At 68.6% G+C, this 24,365-nt stretch carries 25 protein-coding genes; 12 read left to right on the top strand and 13 right to left on the bottom strand.

All coding sequences use genetic code 11. The features are described 5' to 3' along the window. Positions 1-52: 52 nt before the first annotated feature. On the bottom strand, positions 53-1,408 hold the full coding sequence (locus LQZ85_RS10235; RefSeq protein ID WP_056276489.1) for a solute carrier family 23 protein: 1,356 nt from the start codon (positions 1,406-1,408) through the stop codon (positions 53-55). A gap of 222 nt (positions 1,409-1,630) precedes the next feature. Further along, a complete protein-coding gene (locus tag LQZ85_RS10240; RefSeq protein WP_056276492.1) occupies positions 1,631-2,509 on the bottom strand; it encodes a phosphoribosylaminoimidazolesuccinocarboxamide synthase in 879 nt (292 codons plus the stop codon). A 99-nt stretch (positions 2,510-2,608) separates the two neighbouring features. On the opposite strand from LQZ85_RS10240, the gene LQZ85_RS10245 reads away from it, so the two are divergent. The 6 genes from LQZ85_RS10245 to LQZ85_RS10270 all read left to right on the top strand — a co-directional run bounded on the left by LQZ85_RS10245 (position 2,609) and on the right by LQZ85_RS10270 (position 8,048). Then, complete coding sequence (locus LQZ85_RS10245) at positions 2,609-2,824, top strand: DUF2945 domain-containing protein (protein WP_056276493.1); 216 nt, start codon at positions 2,609-2,611, stop codon at positions 2,822-2,824. 88 nt (positions 2,825-2,912) lie between these two features. After that, positions 2,913-3,524: a PadR family transcriptional regulator gene (locus LQZ85_RS10250; protein ID WP_053098603.1), complete on the top strand. Its 612-nt coding sequence runs from the start codon at positions 2,913-2,915 to the stop codon at positions 3,522-3,524. Beyond that, complete coding sequence (locus LQZ85_RS10255) at positions 3,521-5,098, top strand: DHA2 family efflux MFS transporter permease subunit (RefSeq protein ID WP_056276494.1); 1,578 nt, start codon at positions 3,521-3,523, stop codon at positions 5,096-5,098. Before LQZ85_RS10250 ends, LQZ85_RS10255 begins: the two co-directional genes overlap by 4 nt. 96 nt (positions 5,099-5,194) lie before the next feature. Continuing rightward, positions 5,195-5,725: a GNAT family N-acetyltransferase gene (locus LQZ85_RS10260; RefSeq protein ID WP_056276495.1), complete on the top strand. Its 531-nt coding sequence runs from the start codon at positions 5,195-5,197 to the stop codon at positions 5,723-5,725. 119 nt (positions 5,726-5,844) lie between these two features. Continuing rightward, on the top strand, positions 5,845-7,323 hold the full coding sequence (locus LQZ85_RS10265; RefSeq protein ID WP_072590633.1) for an amino acid ABC transporter substrate-binding protein/permease: 1,479 nt from the start codon (positions 5,845-5,847) through the stop codon (positions 7,321-7,323). After that, entirely contained in the window at positions 7,320-8,048 is a 729-nt protein-coding gene (locus tag LQZ85_RS10270) for an amino acid ABC transporter ATP-binding protein (RefSeq protein ID WP_230100864.1), read from the top strand. The genes LQZ85_RS10265 and LQZ85_RS10270 overlap by 4 nt, the downstream gene beginning before the upstream one ends. Before the next feature lie 61 nt (positions 8,049-8,109). Here LQZ85_RS10270 and LQZ85_RS10275 read toward each other — a convergent pair whose 3' ends face one another. From LQZ85_RS10275 to LQZ85_RS10290, 4 genes are all read right to left on the bottom strand, one after another. Beyond that, a complete protein-coding gene (locus LQZ85_RS10275) occupies positions 8,110-9,429 on the bottom strand; it encodes an MFS transporter (RefSeq protein WP_056276500.1) in 1,320 nt (439 codons plus the stop codon). Next, positions 9,426-9,890, bottom strand: a complete 465-nt coding sequence (locus tag LQZ85_RS10280; RefSeq protein ID WP_056276503.1) for a helix-turn-helix domain-containing protein — start codon at positions 9,888-9,890, stop codon at positions 9,426-9,428. The genes LQZ85_RS10275 and LQZ85_RS10280 overlap by 4 nt, the downstream gene beginning before the upstream one ends. Positions 9,891-9,988: 98 nt before the next feature. Then, positions 9,989-11,266: a phosphoribosylamine--glycine ligase gene (gene purD, locus LQZ85_RS10285; RefSeq protein WP_230100865.1), complete on the bottom strand. Its 1,278-nt coding sequence runs from the start codon at positions 11,264-11,266 to the stop codon at positions 9,989-9,991. A gap of 47 nt (positions 11,267-11,313) precedes the next feature. Further along, positions 11,314-11,994, bottom strand: coding sequence for a CoA pyrophosphatase (locus LQZ85_RS10290; protein ID WP_056276510.1), 681 nt, complete (start codon positions 11,992-11,994; stop codon positions 11,314-11,316). Positions 11,995-12,191: 197 nt separating this feature from the next. Between LQZ85_RS10290 and LQZ85_RS10295 the strand changes: the two genes are divergently transcribed. Together LQZ85_RS10295 and LQZ85_RS10300 are read left to right on the top strand one after the other, a co-directional pair. After that, entirely contained in the window at positions 12,192-12,563 is a 372-nt protein-coding gene (locus tag LQZ85_RS10295) for a sterol carrier family protein (protein ID WP_056276513.1), read from the top strand. Positions 12,564-12,628: 65 nt separating this feature from the next. After that, positions 12,629-12,943, top strand: coding sequence for a hypothetical protein (locus LQZ85_RS10300; RefSeq protein WP_053098612.1), 315 nt, complete (start codon positions 12,629-12,631; stop codon positions 12,941-12,943). 15 nt (positions 12,944-12,958) lie between these two features. Here LQZ85_RS10300 and LQZ85_RS10305 read toward each other — a convergent pair whose 3' ends face one another. Next, positions 12,959-13,591 (bottom strand): hypothetical protein, encoded by a 633-nt coding sequence (locus LQZ85_RS10305; protein WP_053098613.1) that lies wholly within the window; start codon positions 13,589-13,591, stop codon positions 12,959-12,961. A 62-nt stretch (positions 13,592-13,653) separates the two neighbouring features. Between LQZ85_RS10305 and purM the strand changes: the two genes are divergently transcribed. Genes purM through LQZ85_RS10320 form a run of 3 tightly spaced genes read left to right on the top strand, consistent with a single transcriptional unit; the run spans position 13,654 to position 17,567 of the window. Next, on the top strand, positions 13,654-14,784 hold the full coding sequence (gene purM, locus LQZ85_RS10310; protein WP_056276516.1) for a phosphoribosylformylglycinamidine cyclo-ligase: 1,131 nt from the start codon (positions 13,654-13,656) through the stop codon (positions 14,782-14,784). Between the two features lie 6 nt (positions 14,785-14,790). Beyond that, a complete protein-coding gene (gene purF / locus LQZ85_RS10315; RefSeq protein WP_053098615.1) occupies positions 14,791-16,263 on the top strand; it encodes an amidophosphoribosyltransferase in 1,473 nt (490 codons plus the stop codon). Then, entirely contained in the window at positions 16,260-17,567 is a 1,308-nt protein-coding gene (locus tag LQZ85_RS10320; protein ID WP_056276518.1) for an MFS transporter, read from the top strand. Before purF ends, LQZ85_RS10320 begins: the two co-directional genes overlap by 4 nt. Before the next feature lie 49 nt (positions 17,568-17,616). Here the strand turns inward: LQZ85_RS10320 and LQZ85_RS10325 are convergent, their stop codons facing one another. Together LQZ85_RS10325 and LQZ85_RS10330 are read right to left on the bottom strand one after the other, a co-directional pair. Beyond that, the gene (locus LQZ85_RS10325; RefSeq protein ID WP_056276519.1) at positions 17,617-18,438 is read right to left on the bottom strand and encodes an MOSC N-terminal beta barrel domain-containing protein; all 822 of its coding nucleotides are present in this window, start codon (positions 18,436-18,438) and stop codon (positions 17,617-17,619) included. A 132-nt stretch (positions 18,439-18,570) separates the two neighbouring features. Further along, positions 18,571-18,759, bottom strand: a complete 189-nt coding sequence (locus LQZ85_RS10330; RefSeq protein ID WP_042537993.1) for a DUF3073 domain-containing protein — start codon at positions 18,757-18,759, stop codon at positions 18,571-18,573. A gap of 149 nt (positions 18,760-18,908) precedes the next feature. Between LQZ85_RS10330 and LQZ85_RS10335 the strand changes: the two genes are divergently transcribed. After that, positions 18,909-19,451: a universal stress protein gene (locus tag LQZ85_RS10335; RefSeq protein WP_053098618.1), complete on the top strand. Its 543-nt coding sequence runs from the start codon at positions 18,909-18,911 to the stop codon at positions 19,449-19,451. 106 nt (positions 19,452-19,557) lie between these two features. Here the strand turns inward: LQZ85_RS10335 and LQZ85_RS10340 are convergent, their stop codons facing one another. The 4 genes from LQZ85_RS10340 to LQZ85_RS10355 form a co-directional block, all read right to left on the bottom strand. After that, a complete protein-coding gene (locus tag LQZ85_RS10340) occupies positions 19,558-20,184 on the bottom strand; it encodes a PadR family transcriptional regulator (protein ID WP_053098619.1) in 627 nt (208 codons plus the stop codon). Next, positions 20,181-21,020: a DUF4097 family beta strand repeat-containing protein gene (locus LQZ85_RS10345; RefSeq protein ID WP_053098620.1), complete on the bottom strand. Its 840-nt coding sequence runs from the start codon at positions 21,018-21,020 to the stop codon at positions 20,181-20,183. The genes LQZ85_RS10340 and LQZ85_RS10345 overlap by 4 nt, the downstream gene beginning before the upstream one ends. Before the next feature lie 272 nt (positions 21,021-21,292). Then, positions 21,293-23,758 (bottom strand): glycogen/starch/alpha-glucan phosphorylase, encoded by a 2,466-nt coding sequence (locus LQZ85_RS10350; protein ID WP_056276522.1) that lies wholly within the window; start codon positions 23,756-23,758, stop codon positions 21,293-21,295. Positions 23,759-23,843: 85 nt separating this feature from the next. After that, complete coding sequence (locus tag LQZ85_RS10355) at positions 23,844-24,365, bottom strand: hypothetical protein (protein ID WP_056276525.1); 522 nt, start codon at positions 24,363-24,365, stop codon at positions 23,844-23,846.

Genomic DNA, 24,365 nt, shown 5'->3' on the forward strand with positions numbered 1-24,365 from the left:
GAATGCCGCCGCAGCGGCATCCGGGATCTTCGCGTTCGCGAGTCGAGTGTGATTACGCGGGGTCTCCGCCCAGCGGCCCCACGGCCTCGAGGGGGCGAGGGTCGTCGGCGCCGGTCTTGCGGGCGCGGGCGATGAGGTTGCCCACGTGGTAGATCAGCAGAGCCGCGACCGTGCCGAGCACGATGCCGCCGAAGGCGAAGTCGCCGAGCTGCATCGAGAAGCCGGCGACGCCGATCACGAGCGAGACGGCCGCGGTGTACTGGTTGACCGGTCGTGAGAAGTCGACCTTGCTGTCGACCCAGATCTTGATGCCGATGATGCCGATGAGACCGTAGAGCGCGGTGGTCGCACCGCCGAGCACACCGGCGGGGATCGAGTTGAAGACCTCGCCGACCTTCGGGGAGAACGCCAGCAGGATGGCGAAGAGACCGGCGACCCAGTAGACGGCGGTCGAGTAGACGCGGGTCGCGGCCATGACGCCGATGTTCTCGCCGTACGTCGTCGTGCCCGAGCCGCCGAAACCACCGGCGATGGTCGTGGCGACCCCGTCGGCGATCAGCGCGCGACCGGTGTGCTTGTTGATCGCGGGGTCTTCGGTCATCGTCGCGACGCCGCGCACGTGCCCGACGTTCTCAGCGACGAGCACCAGGACGACCGGCAGGAACATCGCGATGGTCGACCAGGTGCCGGGAGCGACGAAGTCGGGAAGCTGGAACTCGGGCAGACCGACCCAGGGGGCGTCGGCGATGAGCTCCGCCGGCGTCTTGCCTCCGCGCAGCGCGTTGGGGACCTCGAACGAGCCCGTGAAGGCGGCGTAGATGAAGCCGACGGCGACGCCGAGGAAGATCGAGATGCGTCCGAGGAATCCGCGGAACAGCACCGCGAACAGGATGATCGCGACGAGCGTGATGGTCGCGGTCACGGGGTCGATCCGGAAGTTGTTCCACGCGGTGGGGGCGAGGTTGAAGCCGATCAGGGCGACGATCGCGCCGGCGACCACCGGGGGCATCAGAGCGTCGACCCAGCGGAGGCCGGCGAACTGCACGACCAGGCCGACGACCGTGAGCAGGATGCCGACCGCGACCACGCCCGCGAGGGCGGATCCGGTGCCGCCGGCTGCGACCGCGGCGGTGATCGGCGCGATGAACGCGAACGACGAGCCGAGGTAGCTGGGCAGCTGGTTCTTCGTGATCAGCAGGAAGATCAGGGTGCCGAGGCCGCTGAACAGCAGCGTCGTCGAGACCGGGAAGCCGGTCAGCGTCGGCACCAGGAACGTGGCTCCGAACATGGCGACGACGTGCTGGGCACCGATCGCGATCGTGGCCGGCCAGTTCAGGCGCTCTTCGGGCTTGACGACGGCACCGGGTTCGACGGTGCGTCCGTTTCCGTGGGTCTTCCACAGGGGCATGCGGGCTCCTCAGGATCGGGGGGAGTGGGAGTGCTGGAGCAACACTACCGATTCCTGAGTGTTGGCTGGGTGCGCGGGGACGGAGGAGCGGCGGGGTCGCCGCGCGCTACGAAGGAGAACTCGCGCAATGAAGGGCCGCATCCGCAGATCGCCCCTTCGCTGGGTGAGATCTCCTTAGCAGCGAGTGGGAAATGGAGTGAGGGACGGGGGCGGTACCGGGCCTCAGGCCCCGAGGCGCTCGATGAGCTCGCGATACCGGGCGGCGGTGCGCTCGACGATGTCGTCGGGCAGCACGGGCGGTTCACCCTGCTTGTCCCAGTTCGCGGCCAGCCAGTCGCGCACGATCTGCTTGTCGAAGCTCGCCATGCGCTCGCTCGGCGTGGTTCCGGTGCGCCAGGCCTCGGCATCCCAGTACCGGGACGAGTCGCTCGTGAGCACCTCGTCGGCCAGGTGCAGGACGCCGTCGGCATCCGTCCCGAACTCGAACTTGGTGTCGGCGAGGATCAGGCCCTTCTCCTCGGCGATCGCGGCGGCCCGTGTGTAGAGCGAGATCGAGACGTCGCGCAGCTCGGCCGCGCGCTCTGCTCCGACGAGCTCGACGGTCTGCTCGAAGGTGATGTTCTCGTCGTGCTCGCCCATGGGCGCCTTGTAGGCCGGGGTGAACAGCGGTTCGGGCAGGCGGTCGCCGTTCTGCAGGCCGGCGGGCAGCGGGATGCCGCAGACGGTGCCGCTCTCGGTGTACTCGGCCCATCCGGATCCGGTGATGTAGCCGCGCACGACGCATTCGACCGGAAGCATCTCCAGCGACTGCGCGAGCATGGCGCGGTCGGCGACGCTCGCGGGGATCTCACCCTCGGCGAGGTGGTTGGGCACATCGTCGAGCTCGCTGAACCACCAGCGGCTGAGACGCGTGAGCAGCGCGCCCTTCTCGGGGATGCCGGGCGAGAGCACGAAGTCGAACGCGCTCACGCGATCGGACGCGACCACGAGGATGCGGGTGTCGGCGGCGTCATCCGAGGCGTACAGGTCACGGACCTTGCCCGAGTAGATGTGGCGCCAGCCGGGGATGGTCTGCGCGTTGCTGTCCGAAGGTGTGCTCACCCGCCCATTATCCCGGGTCGACGTCGCCGGTGTCGTGTCAAGCCCTGGTGCGACCTCCGATGCATCGGCGAGGCTCGACGGAAGACGAACGGAGGAGTCATGACGAAGGATCTCTCCACGGGGGACCGGGTGAGCTGGAACACGTCGGAGGGGCGCACGCACGGCACCGTCGAGGAGAAGCGGACGAAGGACTTCCGGTTCGCCGGGCAGAGCTTCACCGCCTCCGACGATGATCCCGCCTACATCGTGAAGTCGGAGAAGAGCGGCGACACCGCGGCGCACAAGGGATCGGCTCTGCGCAAGCTGAGCAGCTGATGCTCGCGGGCGCCGTCTTGTCGATGACGCGTGCCAGGCGTATAGTCCACATGGACTATTTCAAGCGGAACCATCTGGGGAGGGGCCGATGCAGCGATTGACCCCGATGGGCGTCATGGTGCTGGCGCTGCTGCGCGAAGGCGACATGCACCCCTACGAGATGGTGCGCCTGATGCGCGTGCGCCGCGACGAACGGCTGCTCGCCGTCACGAACGGGACGCTCTATCACACGGTCGGCCGACTCCAGCGGGCCGGTCTCATCGACGAGGTGGGCATCGACCGAGAGGGCAACCGCCCCGAGCGCACCACCTACACGCTCACGGATGCCGGACGGGACGCGCTGATCGCCTGGCTGCGTCGCGAGCTGTCGATCATCGAGCGCCCGGCCGAGTTCCGCATCGCACTCGCCGAGGCTCACAATCTCGAGCGTCCCGACGTCATCGACCGCCTCCGCGAGCGCCGCTCCGCGCTCGCCGAAGGCCACGCGCTGCACCGTGACGGGCTGGTCGGCGCTCGCAGAAGGGGCGCCCCCGAGCAGGTGCTCGTCGAGTTCGAGCGCCAGGAGGTGCTGCTCGACGCCGAGCTGCGCTGGCTCGACTCGCTCCTCGATCGTCTCGAGGCCGAGGAGTTCCCCTGGGGGCCCACGGCTTTCGAGAACACCGACCGCTACCTCGCTCAGCGAAAGGCTGCACAGCAATGACCGATTCCCCTTCGACCGGAGGCCGGCCCACGGCATCCGGGTCATCCGGTCCCTCGACCGGCACCTTCGCCGCCGGGCATCGACCCGCGAGCCCCTGGCCCGCGCTCTGGGCGCTCGTCATCGGCTTCTTCATGATCCTCGTCGACACGACGATCGTCTCGGTCGCGAACCCCGCGATCAAGGCGGCGCTCGACCCGACCACCAACAACCTCGACAACGTCGTGTGGGTCACCAGCGCCTACCTGCTCGCCTACGCGGTGCCGCTGCTGATCACGGGCCGTCTCGGCGATCGGTTCGGCCCGAAGAACATCTACCTCATCGGCCTCGCGATCTTCACGCTCGCCTCGCTCTGGTGCGGGCTGTCGAACTCGCTCGAGATGCTGATCGCCGCTCGCGCCGTGCAGGGGCTCGGCGCCGCCTTCATGACGCCGCAGACCATGGCCGTGATCACCCGCACGTTCCCGCCCGAGCGCCGCGGCGCCGCCATGGGGCTGTGGGGTGCGACGGCCGGCGTCGCGACCCTCGTGGGACCGCTCGTCGGGGGCCTGCTCGTCGATGGCTTCGGCTGGGAGTGGATCTTCTTCGTGAACATCCCCGTCGGGATCGTCGCCTTCGTGCTCGCGTGGAGGCTCGTCCCGAAGCTGCAGACCAGTGCGCACCGGTTCGACATCCTGGGCGTCATCCTCAGCGCGGTGGCGCTGTTCCTCATCGTCTTCGGACTCCAGGAGGGCGAGAAGTTCGACTGGGGCGTGATCTGGGGACCGATCTCGGTGTGGAGCATCATCATCACCGGCCTCGTCGTGCTCGCGCTCTTCATCGTGCAGCAGGCGCGCACGCGCAGCGAGGCCCTGGTGCCTCTCGCACTGTTCCGCGACCGCAACTTCTCGGGGGCGAACGTCGCGATCGCCGCGGTCGGCTTCACCGTGACGAGCATGTCGCTGCCGATGATGTTCTTCCTGCAGACGGCGCGAGGGCTCACCCCGACGCAGGCCGCGCTGCTGCTGATCCCGATGGCCGTGCTGTCGGGCGTGCTCGCCCCGTTCGCCGGCAAGCTGCTCGACCGCATCGACCCGCGGATCATCCTCATCCCCGGTCTGCTCTGCGTGGTCGTCGCGCTCGTCTGGTACTCGGCCCTGATCAACATGGATACCGAGATCTGGATGTTCCTGCTGCCCTCGGCGCTCATGGGCGTCGGCAACGCCGGAATGTGGGGACCGCTCGCCACCACCGCGACGCGCAAGCTGCCTCCCCGCCAGGCCGGTGCCGGCGCGGGCATCTACAACACGACCCGCACCATCGGATCGGTCATCGGCTCGGCATCCATCGCCGCGTTCATGCAGTCGCGTCTCGAAGCGAACCTGCCGGGTCTCGCCGACGCACCCGCGGGGATCGAAGGCGGAGGATCGCTTCCTCCGCAGGTCGCCGAGGGATTCGCCGCCGGCATGTCGCAGGCGATCCTGCTGCCGGCGTGCGTGATGGTCATCGCTCTCGTGGCGTCGCTCTTCCTCGGTCGCTACGACAAGGCGGATGCCGCGGCATCCGCCCCCGCGGAGGCGCCCGCCCCCGCAGCGTGACCGGTCCGTCGGCGAGCCGGGTCGACTGCGCGATCGTGCAGCGGGCCCGGCTCTCCCGGTTTGCGGCCGTGACCGCGGATGTGATCTCATCGGGCGATGACGATCCAGCTCACGAGGCCCACCACCGACCTGTTCGACTCCTGGGCGGCTGCGGTCGCCGAGTTCGGTGACGGGCACGTCGACGGGTCGGGTCTGCAGGCGCCGGTCACCCCGGATCGGGCGACGCTGGACGCGCTGATCGAGAAGTCGGCGGTTCTCTCCGACACCTCCGCGCAGCTGCCCGAGGATGCCGTGCACAACGATCTGTACTGGATCGTGGATGACGGCGAGGTCGTCGGGTTCCTGTCCTTCCGGCACGAGCTCAACGAATGGCTGCGTGAGGCGGGCGGTCACATCGGCTACTCGGTGCGCGCCTCCCGTCGTCGCCAGGGCTACGCATCGGCCGCGCTGCGGCTCGGACTCGAGCGTGCCCGCGAGATCGGACTCGAGCGCGTGCTGGTCACGTGCGACGACGACAACGTCGGCTCCTACCGAACGATCGAGGGCTCCGGTGGCGTGCTGCAGGACGTCAGCGACCAGTCGGAGCGTGGACACGCCCTGCTCCGGCGCTACTGGATCACGCTCTGACGCCGATCCGCGAAGCGCCTCCGGGACAGGGGTGCCGGTCGTCGCCGGTTAGGGTTGATGGTCGACGACCATCCCGGTGGCAGCATCCTGCCGCCCGTCCCCTCTGAGGAGCATCCGTCGTGATCCGAAATCCCACCTCTGCTTCCGCGCGCCTGCGCGCGCTCGGACGCACCGCCGGGGCGATGGCGCTCACGGCGTTCGTCGCCGTCGGAGCCCTGCTCGGCGGAGCCTCCGCCGCGACTGCGGCCGATGACTCCGAGACCTACGTCATCGGCACGGACACCACGTTCGCGCCGTTCGAGTTCACCTCTCCCGACGGTGAGCTCGTCGGCATCGACATGGACCTGCTGCGTGCGATCGCGAAGGACCAGGGCTTCGAGGTCGAGATCCGTCAGCTCGGATTCGACGCCGCCGTGCAGGCCTTGCAGGCGAACCAGGTCGACGCGGTCATGGCCGGGATGTCGATCACCGAGGAGCGCCAGGAGACGTTCGACTTCAGCGAGCCGTACTTCACCAGCGGCATCCAGCTCGGAGTGCTCGAGTCGAGCGACATCCAGTCGCTCGACGACCTCGACGGCGAGGCCGTGGCGGTCAAGACCGGCACGCAGGGCCAGACCTTCGCGGAGGAGAACCAGGACGAGTACGGCTTCCGCATCACGCCCTACCAGGACACCACCGACATGGTCGACGCTGTCAAGGCAGGCCAGGCCGTCGGCTACTTCGAGGACTTCCCGGTGCTCGCCTACGGGATCCAGCAGGGGTCGGGCTTCCGCCTGATCGGTGAGCCCGAGCTCGGCGGCGAGTACGGGTTCGCCGTCAACAAGGGGCAGAACCCCGAGCTGATCGAGATGTTCAACGAGGGTCTCGCGAATCTCCAGGCCTCCGGAGAGTACGACGAGATCGTCGACAGCTACCTCGCCGGCGGCGAGGAGACCACGCAGGCGACCGACATCTTCTCCGTCGCCGTGAAGTACTGGCCCGCTCTCATGGAGGGCCTCTGGCTCACGATCCTCGCGACGCTCGTCGCGATCGTGGCCGCGTTCATCCTCGGCCTCATCTTCGGCTTCGGCCGCGTCTCGGCCTTCGCGCCGTTCCGCTGGGTGGCCACGGCCTACGTCTACGTCTTCCGCGGCACACCGATCCTCGTGCAGGCGTTCTTCGTGTTCTTCGCCATCCCGCAGCTCTTTCCCGGGCTCACGTTCAACCCCTTCGTCGCCGGAGCCATCACGCTCTCGCTCAACACGGGCGCGTACATGACGGAGATCATCCGCGGTGGCATCCAGGCCGTCGATCCGGGCCAGGCCGAAGCGTCGCGTTCGCTCGGTCTCGGACACTGGAAGACGATGCAGAAGGTCGTGCTGCCTCAGGCGTTCCGCATCATGGTCCCCTCGTTCGTCAACCAGGGCATCATCACCCTCAAGGACACGTCGCTCATCAGCGTCATCGGCCTCGCAGAGCTGACCTTCGTGTCGCGTCAGATCATCGCCTCGACGTACTTGTCGGCGCAGGTGCTGACGATCGTCGCCATCATCTACTTCGTCGTGATCACGCTTCTGACGCTGCTCGCGAACCGCCTGGAGAGGAAGTTCACCGCATGAGCAAGATCGAGGTCAGAGACCTGCACAAGTCCTTCGGCGACAACCACGTGCTCAAGGGCATCGACCTCACGGTCGAGGACGGCGAAGTCGTCGCGGTCATCGGCCCGTCGGGGTCGGGGAAGTCGACCCTGCTGCGCTGCCTCAACAAGCTCGAGGAGCCCACGTCGGGCCATGTCATCGTCGACGGCGTCGACCTGACCGACAAGAGCGTCAAGCTCGACGAGGTGCGCCAGCGCATCGGCATGGTGTTCCAGCACTTCAACCTGTTCCCGCACATGACGGTGCTCGAGAACATCACCCTCGCTCCCGTCGAGCTCGGCAAGCTCTCGAAGGCCCAGGCGAAGGAGCGCGCTCTGGCTCTGCTCGACCGAGTGGGCCTGGCCGAGAAGGCCGATGCCAAGCCGGCATCCCTGTCGGGCGGTCAGAAGCAGCGCGTGGCGATCGCCCGCGCGCTCGCGATGGACCCCGAGATCATGCTGTTCGACGAGGCGACCAGCGCCCTCGACCCCGAGATGGTGGGCGAGGTGCTGCAGGTCATCCGCGACCTGGCGTCCGGCGGGATGACGATGGTGCTCGTGACGCACGAGATGGGCTTCGCCCGCGAGGTCTCGGGCCGCACGGTGTTCATGGACGCCGGAGTCGTCGTCGAGGAGGCGCCGCCCGCCGAGCTGTTCGCCGCGCCGAAGAACGAGCGGCTGAAGGACTTCCTCTCGAAGGTCCTCTGAGCGGCACTCCGTGACGAAGGCCCCCATCCGGTTCCGGACGGGGGCCTTCGTTCGTGTCGGGTCAGGGCGTCGGAGTCGGCGTCGGCGCCGGATGCCGGCGGATCGTCGCGCTGACCAGCGCCGCGACCGCGCAGAGCCCGGCGGCGGCGAACCAGGCGAACGTGTACTGGCCGGTGTGGTCGCGCACCATGCCCGCGAGGAGCGAGGCGATGCCGGCGCCGATCTGGTGCGCGGCGAACACCCAGCCGAACACCAGAGGCCCTCGGTCTCCGAAGACCTCGCGGCACAGCGCGATGGTCGGCGGAACAGTCGCCACCCAGTCGAGGCCGTAGATCACGATGAAGACGATGATGCTCGGCTGCACCTCGGCCGACAGCAGGCTCGGCAGGAAGAGCAGGCTCACGCCGCGCAGCGCGTAGTAAGCGGCCAGCAGGATGCGGGGGTTCACCCGGTCGGTCAGCCACCCGGAGAACACGGTGCCGGCGATGTCGAAGATCCCGACGACGGCGAGCAGTCCGGCCGCGGTCGTCGTCGGCATCCCGTGGTCGTGCGCGCTGGGGATGAAGTGGGTGCCGATCAGGCCGTTGGTCGTGGCGCCGCAGATCGCGAACCCGATCGCGAGGGCCCAGAACGTCTTGGTGCGGGCGGCGTCGCGCAACGTGGTGAGGGCGAGGCGAGCGGCGCCCCACGCGTTGCCCTTCGGCCGCGCGGCCACGGTGACGGGGCCGGTGTCGCCGTAGCGGGTGACGCCGAGGTCGCTCGGTCGGTTGCGCACGAAGATCCAGACCAGGGGGACGACCGCGAGAGCGCCGCCGGCGATGATGAGAGATGCTCCGCGCCATCCGATGTACTCGGCCGCCGCGGCGATCACGGGCAGGAAGATGAGCTGTCCGGTCGCGCTGCCGGCGGTGAGCACACCCGAGACCAGCCCGCGTCTGGTCGCGAACCAGGTGTCGGTGATCGTCGCAGCGAAGACCAGCGCCATGGACCCGGTGCCGAGTCCGATCAGCACACCCCACGTGAGTATGAGCTGCGCCGGGGTGGCGACGAAGACGCTCAGCGCGGCGCCGGCGCCGATCACGAACAGAGCGGTCACGGTCACCGCGCGGATGCCGAAGCGCTGCATCAGCGCGGCGGCGAAGGGAGCGGTGAGGCCGAACAGCAGCAGGTTGACCGTGACGGCGAGGGAGAGCTCTGCGGTGGTCCAGCCGAACTCGTCCTGCAGGGGCAGCATCAGCACCCCGGGCGCGGCGCGGAATCCGGCGGCTCCGATCAGGGCGATCAGGGCCACGAGTGCGACGATCCAGGCGGGATGGATGCGGCGCTGCCGGAGTGCGGGTGTCGGGGTGCCGGTCGGCTCCTCGACCGAGTCTTCGGTCACGCTGCGTCGCCCGACGTCAGGGCGAACGGCTCGCCGCCCATGCTGCGGCGGGTCCATCGCGTGCTGTCGGCGTCGAGTGGGGCGGCGCAGGTCGCGCACCAGTCGGCGGATGCCGTCGCCTCGCCGCAGCGACCGCAGCTGACGGTCAGGCCCCAGGACCCGTCAGGATCGGTCGTGCTCGTGAAGCGCGCGTAGGCGTGCAGGATCGGGAGGGTCTCGCGTCCGGCATCCGTGAGCCGATAGCCGGGGTCACCGTGTGCGACGAGACCCGCCTCGCCCATCGAGGCGAGGCGCCGGGCGAGCACGGAGTCGGCGGCGCCGGTCGCATCGCGCAGCTCGTCGAAGCGCGAGCGGCCGGAGAAGAGCTCCCGCAGGATCAGGAGGACCCACGGGTCGGCGAGCACATCGGCGGAGCGGGCGATCGGGCAGGTGGCTGTCGACCAGTCGGAGCGGAGCGGCATCCGCCAACTTTCTTGAAGAAAGCTGGTGGTGTCAACAGTTCTCGGCCGAGTTGGCGGAGTACCTGCGCGAATCGGCAGGAAAGCGACGACGGGTCGGACTACTCCGCGACGCGGGCAGCGATGTCCGTGCGGAAGTGCGAGCCCTCGAGGGTGATGAGACCGATGGCCTCGTATGCCCGGTCACGCGCGGTGCGGAAGTCCGATCCCACGGCGACGACAGTGAGCACGCGGCCGCCGGTGGCGATCAGCGATCCGTCGGGTGCGTCGGGGCTCGCGGTCGCCGCGTGCACGAGACGCACGCCCTCGACCGCGGCCGCATCGGAGAGGCCCTCGATCGGGCGGCCGGTCTGCGGAGCCTCGGGGTAGCCCTCGCTCGCGAGCACCACGGTGATCGCGACGTCGTCGCTGAACACGGGCTCGGGCTGGTCCTCGAGCGTGCCCGATGCCGCGGCGAGCAGCAGCTCCGACAGCGGGGTCACGAGACGCGGCAGCACGATCTGGGTCTCGGGGTCGCCGAAGCGGGCGTTGAACTCGATGACGCGCACGCCTGCGGGAGTAAGGATGAGGCCGGCGTACAGCAGGCCGATGAACGGCGTGCCCTCTTCGTCGAGCTGACGGATCACGGGCAGGGCGACGTCGCGGGTGACCTCCTCGACGAAGGCCTGCTCGCTGCCGAACTGGTCGGCGAGCCAGGGCAGCGGCGAGTAGGCGCCCATGCCGCCGGTGTTGGGGCCTTCGTCGCCGTCGAGCGCGCGCTTGAAGTCCTGGGCCGGGCTGAGCGCTCGGACGGTGTCGCCGTCGCTCAGGAAGAACAGCGAGACCTCGGGGCCCGAGAGGAACTCCTCGATCAGCACGGGACCGGACGGCAGGTAGTGCTCGGCATGAGCGAGAGCCTCGGCACGATCGGATGTCACGATGACACCCTTGCCGGCAGCGAGGCCGTCGGCCTTCACGACGTGCGGGGCGCCGAGGTCGTCGAACGCGGCCTCGACCTCTGCGGTGGTGGTGGCGCGCACTGCGCGACCGGTGGGGACACCGGCGGCATCCATGATGCGCTTCGCGAACGACTTGGACCCCTCGAGCTGGGCCGCGGCCTTGCCCGGGCCGAACACGGGAATTCCGTGGGCCCGGAGGACATCGGCGACTCCGGCGACTAGAGGAGCCTCGGGGCCGACGACCACGAGATCGACCGCATGCTCGTTGGCGAAGGAGGTCACCGCGGCGCCGTCGAGCATGTCGAGGGCGACGGGGGTCGCATCCTGGGCGATGCCGGCGTTGCCGGGGGCGACGAAGATCTCGTGCTCCGCGGTCTCTGCTCGCAGAGCGAGGATGATCGCGTGCTCACGGGCACCGGAACCGAGGACGAGAATCTTCACCCGTCCAGACTACCGAGGCGGGGGCGCGGGTTTCGGCGGGTTCCCGGTCAGACGTCGATCGCCCGCTCGATCGACGGGTCCCACGGCAGAGTCCACCCGGCTGCATCGAACAGCGCATCGAGAACCATCGCCGTGAACCCCCACACGATCGTGCCGTCGATGTCGAACGCGGGCCCCTTCCACGTGCGTCCCATGCGGTGGATGGTCGACGTGTGCCGATTGGCGGGGTCGAGCAGCTGCGCCACGGGGACGCGGAAGACCTCGACCGTCTCGGCGTGATCGACGGCGGCGACGCGCGACGGAGTGCGCCACCACCCGAGCACGGGGGTGACGACGTGGTTGCTGGCGGCGAGAGGAAGCTCGGGCAGCGTCGCGAGGATCTCGACGCCGTCCGGGTCGAGTCCGGTCTCCTCCTCGGCTTCGCGCAGGGCGGTGGCGACGGCATCCGCATCCGTGTTCTCGGCCCGGCCGCCCGGGAAGGACACCTGGCCGGGATGCGACGAGAGGGTCGCTGCCCGACGCTGCAGCAGTACATCGAGGTCGGCGGCGACAGTCGCCTCGTCGGTCCCGGCCGCGATACTGTCCAACCGCCCGAACAGCACGAGCACGGATGCCGGATGCGCACCGTCACCGACCGCCGGGAACGGCTTCGCCCACGCATCACCGCGCCGCGTCGCCGCGATCAGCTCGGCTCGCGCGCCACGCAGGGTATCGGGATTCTGGCTCATCGCCTCGAGCCTATTCCTGTGCGCGCGGGCGCCGGGCGACTATCGGTCCGATCCAGGTCGCCGGCGAAGGAGATCTCCGCGTGCGAAGGAGGGATTCGGGTGATCTGTCCTTCGGAGGCGCAGATCTCCGTCCGAGGCGCCCGCGCCTACGAGGCACCCCCGCCTGCGCCACACACGCCTCGGCGTACCCTTTCTCCATGCCCTCCAGGAAGATCGACATCATCGACGGACGCGCCGCCCTCGACGAGGTCAGGCGCGCGGATGCCGCAGGTGAGAAGCCGCAACGCGCTCCCCTCGCGACCGCCGTGCGCTACCTGCTGCAGCTGCTCGACGAGAAGGCCCCGGGCAACAGCGTCGAGGTGCGGGTGCCCCCGTTCGGCGCCGTGCAGGTGATCCAGGGCCCCCGTCACACCCGCGGCACCCCTCCGAATGTCGTCGAGATGGACCCGGCGACCTGGATCGCAGTCGCGACGGGCGTGGAGCACTGGTCGGATGCGGCGGGCTCGGGGCGCGTGAGCGCTTCCGGAACCCGCGCCGATCTCTCGGACGTCCTGCCACTGCGCCCCTGACCCGTCGCACGGCTGAGTGCGCAGGAGGGGGAGCGACCCGCAGCCAACGGTGGGACAATGGATGCATGTCCTCCCACGATTCCTCCCAGACGGTCGAGGCGACCGTCCGCCGCGTGCCGCGCTTCGGCGTGTTCATGGGCATCGGCGTCGTGCTCGGCATCATCGCCGCCGGCATCCTGACGATGATGGGCAGCTACGAGCCGTCCGAAGCGGTCAACGTCGTCTACCCGCCAGGGCAGGTGTTCGGATTCCTGCTGCTGTGGACGGTGCCGATCGGCTTCGCCCTCGCGAGCGTCGTCGCGCTGATCCTCGAACGCGTCGCGCGTCGCCACGACCACGTCGTCAGGGTCGAGCACGAGACGATCATCGCGAACGACTGATCACGTCCCGGGGTGTCACGCCAGTTCGGCGATGATGGGCCGGATCGCCGCGTCGAACGAGACCACGTCGCGGCGCAGGCCGTCGGTCACCGCGACGGTGAGCGCGCCGATCCACCAGATCCCCCGCTGCGAGAACGGCAGCACCTGCACGTTGAGCTCGAACGAGTGGGCACGGCGACCGATCTCACGCTCGAACTCGGCGATCGCGCTGGCATAGGCGCGATACGACTCGCCCCCGATCGTCCCGCCACCCGACCGGTTGGCGATCGAGCTGTGGATCGACGACACGTAGCGATCGTGTGCGACGCGGGCGTAGTGCATCGCCGATGCGGCATGCGGCGCGATCGCCTCGGCGAGCTGTTCGGCACCGGTCGCCGGCAGCGCCACCAGCGTGTCGAACCCGTCGACGAGCTCGAGCGGCACGCCGGACGGATGCGCTCGGGGCTCGACGGTCATGTCCCAGTAGTCGCGCCACTGCTTCTCGAGCTCGGGCGTCACCTCGGCGGCATCCGGTGCCCGGACGGGCAGATCGCGCAGGCTCGGAAGATCTTCCGGTGCGCGGATGCCGAGCGATTGCCGCAGCGCGAGCGCGACGAGCACCGGAACGCTCGCGTCCTCGCGGATCAACCACTGCGGCTTGTCGGCCATGGCCCCATCGTAGGAGATGGAGGGAGGGGAGAGGAGGTCTCCGCGGGCGGTAGGCTGGAGGTGTGGCTGCCTCCCCCACCAATCCCTATTCCGAAGCCGGCGTCGATACCGCTGCAGGCGATCTCGCCGTCGAGCTGATGAAGTCTTCCGTGCGCGCGACGCACGGCCCTGAAGTGCTCGGCGGTGTCGGCGGATTCGCCGGACTGTTCGACGCGAGTGCGCTGCGCGACTTCCGTCGTCCGCTGCTCGCCACGAGCACAGACGGCGTCGGCACGAAGGTCGCCATCGCGCAGGCCATCGACAAGCACGACACGATCGGCCAGGACCTGGTCGGCATGGTCGTCGACGACATCGTCGTGGTGGGCGCCAAGCCGCTCTTCATGACCGACTACATCGCGTGCGGCAAGGTCTTCCCGCAGCGGATCGCCGACATCGTGCGCGGCATCGCCGAGGCGTGCACCGCGACGGGGACCGCGCTCATCGGCGGCGAGACCGCCGAGCACCCCGGTCTTCTCGGCCCGCGCGACTACGACGTCGCAGGAGCCGCGACCGGAGTCGTCGAGGCCGACGGCATCCTCGGGGCCGACCGCGTGCAGGACGGCGACGTCGTCATCGCCGTCGAGTCCAGCGGACTGCACTCCAACGGCTATTCGCTCGTGCGCCACATCGTCACGAACGCGGGCATCGGCTACGGCGACAACGCCGCCGACTTCGGCAAGACGTGGGGCGAGGCGCTGCTCGAGCCGACTCGTCTCTACACGCTCCCGCTGCTGCGCCTCATCGAGCAGCTCGGCGGCGGCACAGGCTCGGGCGGGGTCCACTCGCTCAGCCACGTCACCGGCGGCGGCATCGCGGCGAACCTCGCGCGCGTGCTCCCGCAGGGCAGCTGGGCCGAGGTCGACCGCAGCACCTGGTCGCCGAGCCCGGTCTTCCGCGTGCTCAGTGACATCGCCGGGTCCACGCTGGAGTCCGCCGAGGGCACCTGGAACCTCGGAATCGGGTTCCTCGCGATCGTCGCAGCCGACAAGAAGGATGCCGCGATAGCAGCGCTCGCGGCCGACGGCATGCCCGCGTGGCAGGTCGGAACCGTGGGCTTCGGCGCGCGGCCGGCAGGAGAGTTCGAACAGGGCGCCAAGGGCGTCGACGGTGGAGCGGTGCGCCTGGTCGGCGCCTACGCGGACGGAGCGAAGTAAGAGTCCATGTGCGGCATCGTCGGAATGGTGGGCTCTGCCCCGGTCAATCAGGACATCTACGACGCACTCCTGCTGTTGCAGCACCGCGGTCAGGATGCAACGGGAATCGCGACCGCCGAGGCGAACGGCGTGATGCACAACGCCAAGGCGCAGGGCATGGTCCGCGAGGCGTTCCGCACTCGTGACATGCGCGGACTCCTCGGCAACGTCGGCCTCGGTCATGTGCGCTACGCGACCAAGGGCACCGCGTCGAACGAAGAGGAGATGCAGCCGTTCTACGTGAACGCGCCCTACGGCATCATCCTCATCCACAACGGCAACCTGACGAACACGCGCGAGCTCACGGCCGACATGGCCAAGCGCGACCGCCGTCACCTCAACTCGTCGAGCGACACCGAGCTGCTGCTCAACGTCCTCGCCGGCGAGCTGCAGAACACGACGTCGACGGTCGACCTCGACGCCGAGCGCGTCTTCGAGGCCGTAGAGCGCACGCACGAGCGCATCGAGGGCGCGTACGCCGTGATCGCGGTGATCGCGGGCTACGGCCTGCTCGCGTTCCGCGACCCGTTCGGCATCCGTCCCCTGATCCTCGGCCGTCGTCCTTCGACCGTCCCCGGCGCAGAGGGCCGCGACGAATGGGTCGTGGCGAGCGAGTCGCTGGTGCTCGAGAACGCCGACTACGAGGTCGTGCGCGAGGTCGAGCCCGGTGAGGCGATCTTCATCACCAACGAGGGCGAGCTGCACAGCCGGCAGTGTGCGAAGGAGACCACTCTCGCGCCCTGCGCGTTCGAGTACGTCTACCTCGCCCGACCCGACTCGGTCATGAACGGCGTCTCGGTCTACGAGTCGCGCCTGCGCATGGGCGACCGTCTCGCCGACACGATCGCGAAGCACGTGCCGATGGACAAGATCGACGTCGTCATGCCGATCCCCGACTCCTCCCGGCCCGCCGCCATGGAGGTCGCCCGCAAGCTGGGCATCGAGTACCGCGAGGGCTTCTACAAGAACCGCTACGTCGGCCGCACCTTCATCATGCCCGGGCAGGCCGTGCGCAAGAAGAGCGTGCGTCAGAAGCTGAACGCGATGTCGACCGAGTTCCAGGGCAAGAACGTGCTGCTGATCGACGACTCGATCGTGCGCGGGACCACGTCGAAGGAGATCATCCAGATGGCCCGGGATGCCGGTGCCACCTCTGTGACGTTCGCCTCCGCGGCTCCGCCGGTGCGTCACCCGCATGTCTACGGCATCAACATGCCGTCGCGTCACGAGCTCATCGCCCACGGCCGGACGATCCCCGAGATCGCCGCCGAGCTGGGCTGTGATCACCTGGTCTATCAGGAGGTCGAAGACCTCAAGGCTGCGATCACCGAGGGATCCGTGCTGAGCGACCTCGACATGAGCTGCTTCGACGGCCGGTACGTCACCGGCACGGTCTCCGACGAGTACCTGGCCTGGGTGGAGGGGTCGCAGACCTCGTGACCTCGGGTGCGCAGCCGCTCTGGCGTGGCCGTGCGCTCGCGCTGGTCGGCATCGTGCTGGTCGCGTTCTCGCTGCGCTCGGCCGTGGCGTCGCTGTCGCCCGTGCTCGACCACGTCGCCGACGACTTCCCGGTCTCGTCGGTCGTCGTCGGCCTGATCGGAGCCGCGCCGCCGGTGTGCTTCGCGGTGTTCGGGCTGCTGACGCCGCTGTTCGAGCGGAGATTCGGACTCGAGCGCGTGGCTGTCGTGGCGATCGCCCTGATCGCCGCCGGGCTGCTGCTGCGCAGCCTCGCCGTCGACTCGACATCGCTGCTCGCCGCGACGGCAGTGGTGTTCGCGGGCGTCGGCTCGGGCAATGTGCTGCTGCCGCCGCTGGTGAAGAAGTACTTCCCCGATCGCCTCGGCCTGATGATGACGGTCTACTCGACCACGATGGCGGTGTCGACGTTCGTGCCGCCGCTGGTCGCAGTGCCGCTCGCCGACTCGGCCGGGTGGCGGGTGTCGCTGGGGCTGTGGGGCGTGTTCGCCGCGATCGCGCTCGTGCCCTGGGTGGCGATGCTCGTCACGAGCCGGGCGGATGCCGTCGCCTCGGCCCCCGCGCGTACGGAGTCCGCCGCGACCGAGATCGAGCGCGACGGCTACGACGCAGCATCCGTGGCGACCGGACCGATCGCGACGACGCCAGCCAATCCGCGGGTCTTCGGTCGGCTGTGGCGGCTGCCCATGGCCTGGTCGATCGCGCTGGTGTTCGCGTCGTCGTCGACGCTGGCCTACGTCTCCTTCGCATGGCTGCCGTCGATCATGATCGACGTGGGCGGGGTCTCGCCGGCGAACGCGGGGCTGCTGCTCTCGCTGTTCGGCCTGATGGGCCTGCCGTGCTCTCTGCTCGTGCCCATTCTCATCGTCCGGTTCCAGGCGACCCGTCCTGTGTTCTTCATCTCGATCGCGTGCGGGCTCATCGGGCTGTTCGGATTCCTGTTCCTGCCCACGGTGGCGCTGCCGCTGTGGGTGGTCTTCTACGGCCTCGCACCCGGGCTCTTCCCGCTCGCCCTCGTGCTGCTCAGCATCCGGGCCCGCACGCCCGAGAGCGCGGTGGCGCTCAGCGGTTTCGTGCAGAGCATCGGCTACGCGGTCGCCGCGGTGTTCCCGCTGCTGATCGGCCTGCTGCACGACATGACCGACAGCTGGGAGATTCCCCTGTGGGTGCTCGTGGGGGTTCTGATCGCGGTGATCCCCGCCGGATGGATCGCCGGTCGACGTCGCACCATCGAAGAGGACTGGGAGCGTCGCCACGGTCGCTGGTGACTCGCGGCGGTGAAGCGGCGCCGGTGGATCGGCGTGGGCCCGAGGCCCGTCAGTGCGCTCGCACCTCGTCGCCGACGCTGATCGTCCCGCCGACCCACGGCGCTGACGCATCGGCCGGGTCCTGCGGCGGCAGAAGGAGTCGGCCGAGAGTCGGCTCGTCCTGACCGTGGGCGCTCGTGAGGGTCGTGAGCACCTTCGCGTCGCGAACGCCGGTGTCGGGGTTGGCGTGTGTCGCGAGGCAGCGCACGATCGGCCCCGCGGTGCGGAACGTCACCTCGCCGATGCTCAGCTCGCCGGCCCAGTCGAGCTCCGACCAGGGGGCGACGTCGTCGATGACGACGTTGGAGCGGAACCGGCGGTCATCGATGCCGAAGCCGAGAGAGTCGCTCAGTGCGTCGACACTGCCACGACTGTGCACGGAGACGTAGCCGCGCTCACGATCCTGGAACCTCGACGTCACACCGTCGCCGACGAGTACGAGCGGCAGTCGTCCGGGGCGCCGGATCCGCCGGCCTTCCGGGCTCGCGAGCACGAACTCGGTCACCGCGTCCGCGAGCTCGCCACGACCGGACTCATCGAGTCCCGCCTCGACGAGCACCGAACCCTCGTGCTCTATCCGCACGCGCTGCCGATCGTCGTCGTAGTCGGTGCGCAACGCCGCGAGGCCCGGGAAGTCCTGCAGGGAGAGTCCCTTCGCCTTCGGCCAGTGGTCGAGTCCGTCACGAGACTCCGGCGCGATCGCGTCGGCGAAGCGGAACGCCAGCACCCGATCGCCGGCGATGCGCCCATCAGGCTGCACGGTGAGGGACTCGACCGACTCGGGCGTGAAGCCCTTGATCGGATGACGGAAGAGGGAGACGACGCGGGCCATGGGTCGATCCTCTCAGGGCACGCGGTGTCCGTCCGTCACGAGCCCGGCGTGGATGCCGAGAGTTCCGGGATTTCGGACACGACGAAACCCCCGTGCGGTGCACGGGGGAATCGATGACGAGCGAAGAGGCGGTCAGGCCTTTTCGAGTTCGTCCTCGTCTTCGTCTGCATACTCGTCGGCCCACTTGTCGACGTATGCGTCTTCAGCGTCGCTCGGGTGCGCGAGTTCGCGCTCGAGCGCCGAGTAGTTCACCGACGGACTGAACGACTTCAGTTCGCGGGCGATCTTGGTGTGTTTCGCCTTTTGACGGCCACGGCCCATGCCTGAGACCCCCTCACGAGTTAAGCTGCGGGCAACGACTGGCCCGAGTCATTCACGACACCGGCTGAGGGCCGGTAAGAGTAGCATTCAGAATAGCACGCGGCCAGACCGCACTGGCCCGTTGGCAGCTGGTGAAGGGAGCGATCCTCATGACCGACAACACCTCGACGCCCTCCGACGAGGCCGCGCAGAACGCGACACTGCAGAAGGCCGTGATCGTCGGGATGCAGCCGGGTCAGCCGAAACGGGTGATCGAAGAGGCGGCGCGATTCGCGCGGCTCCTCCGCGTGCCGCTGGTGGTCGCACACGTCGACGTCACGCGCTTCGTCACCTATGAGGACCCCGACGGCTACGTGCACTCGGCGCCCATCGACATCAACTTCGATGCCGGCACGGCCGAGTTCGAGGCCGTGCAGGCGGAGGCGGCTGCGGCCCTCGACGGAACGGGCCTGACATGGACGGCCCGGCAGCTCGTGGGCGATCCGGCCCTCGCCATCAAACAGCTGGCGAACAAGCTCGACGCCCAGCTGATCGTGGTCGGCACACGCAAGCGCGGCATCGGAGAGTCGATCCGCGAGTTCTTCACGGGGTCCGTCGCTGCCCGCCTCGCGCACCGCCAGCACCGGTCGGTGCTCGTCGTGCCGCTGCAGGAGCCCGTGCCCGACGAGCAGCCCGAGATCTGGACCGAGTAGGTCTCGGCATCCCTCGCTGAGCTCCTGGGGATGCGAACGGCCGAAGCCCCTCTCGTCGTGTGACGGGAGGGGCTTCGAGCGTCTCGGCAGGCGTCAGCCGCTGAGCTCAGCGGCCGAGTGACGCCAGCGCGGTGGTGATGCCTCGCGCCGCGGCGTCCAGGCCGTCCTCCAGCTGCGAGACGACGGATGCCGGCAGCGTGCCGCCCTTCGCCACATGCGTGCGGAGGTCGGTGCGCACGCGTGCGCGGAAGGCATTGATGACGGCATCCGCTCGGTGCAGCTCTTCACGGGTGACGATGCGCTCGTCGTCGCCTGCCGTCCGCGGACGGGACTTGGATGCGGCGCGGTCGTCCTTCTCCGCCGTGGCGAGGTCAGCGCGGAGGCTCTTCATGGCCTCCTTGACGCTCTGCCGCACCTCGTTGGCGATCAGTCGCACCGAGTCGGTCAGGCCCGCCTCGATTCCCGCGAGGTCGCCCTCGCGAGATGCCAGCTCGGCGCGTCCCGCATCCGTGATCGCGTAGATCGTGGTGCGACCGTCGACCGTCTTGGTGACCAGCCCCTCTTCCTCGAGCTTGGCGAGCCGAGGGTAGATGGTGCCGGCGCTCGGCGTGTAGGTGCCGCCCGTGCGATCGGTCAGTGCCTGGATGATCCCGTAACCGTGCTGCGGTGCCTCGGCGAGCAGCGAGAGCAGGTAGAGCCTGAGGTCGCCGTGCGAGAAGACTGCGGGGCTCATGCTTCCCACTCCGCATCGTCGGTGATCGACTCGGGCGTGCGCCGCAGCACGGTCACGCCGCCGGAGACCGAGTTGGCGCGCAGATCGACGAAGCGTCCTGCGAGCTCGCCCGTCGAGCCGGTGTAGTTGTTGATGCCGGAGGAGCCGCGTTCGACGCCGTCGATCAGCAGTCGCCCGCTCAGCGAGCGGATGACGTAGTTCGCAGCGAGCGACTCGTCGAGGCGCACCGTGGTGCCGCCCGAGACCGAGTTGACGTTGATCGTGTTCACGTCGCCTGCGGCGTCGACCAGTGTCGAGCCCGAGACGATGTCGACGGTCGCGCGACGGATGGTGCCCGTGACTGCGACATCGCCCGAGACGCTGTTCGCGCTGATCGATCCCGTGAGTCCGCGCACCTGCACGTCGCCGGAGACCGAGTTGACGGTCAGGTCGCCGATGAGGGTGTCGACGATGAGGTCGCCCGAGACGGTGTTGAGGCGGGCGTCGTTGCGGATGCCCGAGACGAGCGCTCCGGCGCTCACGACGCCGAGGTTGAGGGCGATCGAGCGGGGGACGGCGACGCTCACCTCGGCCTTGGGGCCGCCCGATCCGAAGTTGCGGAACACCTCGAGGAAGTTGTCCCAGCCGAGCTGCGGGTGGTCGATCTCGACCTCGCCGTTGTTCGCCTCGATGCGGAGGTCCTTGGTCGTGACGCCGTGCACCTCGATGCGGATGCCGGGTTCGTCGTGTGCGATGACATCGACCTGACCGCCGACCAGGCCGATCTTCAGTCGGGTGACGTTCTCGATGTCGATGACGCGTTCTTCGCCGGGGGCGATGAGCCACTTCTCGGTCATGTCTGCTTCTCCTGGTTCGAGGGATCACGATATATCGTGTCTGCACAGAGTAACACGATATATCTCGACTCTGTCAAGGGGGTGGTCCGAGCATCCCGTCTGCAGGATCGCGGCACGTCTGCAGGAGAATCCGTGTGGGATGTTCCTGCAGACGTGCTTCGGTCCTGCACGCGGTCTGGACGATCCGGCCTGCACACGGTCTGGACGATTCGGTCCTGCACACGGTCTGGACGACCGGGCCTGAAACACAGGAGACAGCCCGGGAGGACGCCTCAGACGAGAGGCGGGGTGTGCCAGATCCGGTCGATGTAATCACGGATCGAACGGTCGGACGAGAAGAAGCCGGTGCGGGCGACGTTGAGGATCGCTGAGCGGTTCCACGCGTCCTGGTCGGCGTACGCGGCATCCACTCTGCTCTGTGCCTCGATGTACGACGCATAGTCGGCGAGCACCATGAAGCGGTCTTCGTAGAGGAGATTCGAGACGACCGGCTCGAACACCGAGCGGTCGCCGCGGGAGAAGGCCCCGGATGCGATCAGGTCGATCGCCCGGCGGAGTCCCTCGTCGTGCTGGTAGAACTCCTGCGGCCGGTAACCGCGGATGCTGAGCGCCTCGACCTCGGGCTCGCTCATGCCGAACAGATAGAAATGGTCGTCTCCGACGAGCTCGCGGATCTCGACGTTCGCCCCGTCGTCCGTCCCGATCGTGAGCGCGCCGTTCAGCGCGAACTTCATGTTGCCGGTGCCCGACGCCTCCTTGCCTGCGAGCGAGATCTGCTCCGACAGGTCGGCGGCGGGGATGACCCGCTCGGCTAGCGTCACGTTGTAGTTCGGAGGGAAGACGACCGTGAGGCGGCCTTCCAGCCGAGGGTCGGTGTTCACGACCTCGCCGACCGCGTTGATGAGGTGGATGATGCGCTTCGCCATCGCGTAGCCGGGAGCCGCCTTCGCCCCGAAGATCGCGGTGCGCGGCACGACATCCGACACTGCGAGGCGTCCGGAGATCACCCCCTCGTAGGTGGTGACGATGTGCAGCACCTTGAGCAGCTGACGCTTGTACTCGTGCAGGCGCTTGACCATCACATCCAGCATGTGGCCGTCGCTGATCTCGACACCGTCGCGTTCGCGCAGCACGTCGCTCAGGCGGCGCTTGTTGGCGGCCTTCACCGAGGCGAACGCGGCGCGGAACTCGGCATCATCGGCGAAGGGCTCGAGTTCGCGCAGGCGTTCCAGATCGGTGGTCCAGCCCTCGCCGATCGCCGCGGTGATGAGCGACGAGAGCTCGGGATTGGCGAGGCGGAGGAAGCGCCGCGGCGTCACGCCGTTGGTCACGTTCGTGAACTTGTCGGGGAAGAACGCATCGAAGTCGCTCAGCACCTTGTCGCGCAGCAGCTGCGAGTGCAGTTCGGCGACGCCGTTGACCTTGGCGCCCGCGACGGTCGCCAGGTATGCCATGCGCACCGAGCGGACCGGGTGCTCCGCGATGATCGACATGTTGCGCACGAGCATCTCGTCATCGCCGAACCGCTCGCGCACCGCGACGAGGAACTCGTCGTTGATGCGATAGATGATCTCGAGGTGGCGGGGCAGCAGGCGTCCGAGCAGCTCGACCGGCCACACCTCCAGCGCCTCCGGAAGCAGTGTGTGGCACGTGTAGGCGAAGCACTGCTGCGTGATGGCCCACGCGGCATCCCACTCGAGATGCCTCTCGTCGACGAGCACCCGCATGAACTCGGGCACAGCGATCACCGGGTGCGTGTCGTTGAGCTGGAAGATCACGCGGTCGGGGAGGTTCGCGAGCTCGAAGCCGTCGGCGAGCATGTTGTCGAGGAAGTCGTGGATCGACGCGGCGACGAAGAAGTACTGCTGCTGCAGACGCAGTTCCTTGCCCTGCGGCGTGGAGTCCTCGGGGTAGAGCACCTTCGAGATGGTCTCGGCGTAGGTCTGCGCGCGCACCGCCTCTTCGTAGTCGCCGGAGTTGAAGATGCGCAGGTCGAACGCGCTGGTGGCGACGGCGCTCCACAGGCGCAGGGTGTTGACCCGCCCGTTGCGGAACCCAGGGACCATGTAGTTGTACGGCACCGCCTGCACGTTCCACGCCGGCACCCAGCGGCTGCGCGTGATGCCGTCGTCGTCGTACTTCTCGGTGTGGCCGCCGAACGCGATGGTCTGTGCGTCTTCGGGACGGGCGAACTCCCACGGCGAACCGAGCGTGAGCCAGGAGTCGGGCTGTTCGACCTGCTGGCCGTCGACGAACGTCTGTCGGAAGATCCCGTACTCGTAGCGGATGCCGTATCCGATGCTGGGCACGCCCATCGTGGCGAGCGAGTCGACGAAGCAGGCCGCGAGGCGCCCGAGCCCACCGTTGCCGAGACCGGGCTCGACCTCGTGCGCGCGCAGGTCGTCGAGCGAGACGCCGCACGCGGCGAGGGCCTCGTCGGCGATGTCGGTGAGGCCGGCCGCGAGCAGATTGTTGTCGAGCTGGCGACCGAGCAGGTACTCCGCCGAGAGATAGCAGACGCCCTTCGCCTGCGTCTCCTTCTGGTGACGCAGATCCTCGAGCCAGCGAGCCATCAGGTAGTCGCGCACCGTGTGCGCGAGCGCGAGATAGCGGTCGTTCGCGCTCGATGCCGACAGTGCGACGCCGCGCTCGAGATTGAGGTTGTGCAGAAATCGCTTCACGAATTCGTCGACGGTGCTCGGGGGAGCGATCACCGGAGCGAGGGCGAGCGGATGCATGGCGGAGTGTGATTCGGGCACGTGTCGACCGTAGCGATGGTGGGGCCACAACGTGTGACGAGCGGATGAAGAATATCGGTTGGCGTCACTCGACCGCCCGCGAGGAGGCGGTGCGGCGAGCCCGACTGACGGACCACAGGATCCGGCCGTCGTTGAAGACAGGAATGAGGAACACCGCATGCGCCAGGTACCACCCGTGCAGCTGGAGTCCCGGCGCGAGCAGCCACAGGGCGGCTCCGACGACGACGCACGCGCCAGGACCCGCGAGGGCGGCGAGCACGGCGTCCCGGTCGCCGACTCGGCCGTGCGGACTGATCGACGTCCTCCACAGCGAGCGCTCGAGCGTGATCGCCGTGACGCCGGTCGCCCGGGACAGCACGGCGAGGTGCCCGAGTTCATGCAGCGCGAACGACCCGCCGAGGCCGGCGGCGTAGTGGACTGCGATCATCAGTGCGGCCTCGACGATCGCGGACTGCCCGGTGATCGCGCCCAGAGCGACGGTCGCGGTCAGCAGAACCGCGAACACGGTGTTCATCGGCCAGGCGGCGAGCAGCAGCCATCGGCAGACCAGAACCCCATCGATGCGCGACGCACTGACCGACCACAT

The sequence above is a fragment of the Microbacterium sp. Bi98 genome, assembly GCF_918698045.1.
Lineage (GTDB): Bacteria > Actinomycetota > Actinomycetes > Actinomycetales > Microbacteriaceae > Microbacterium.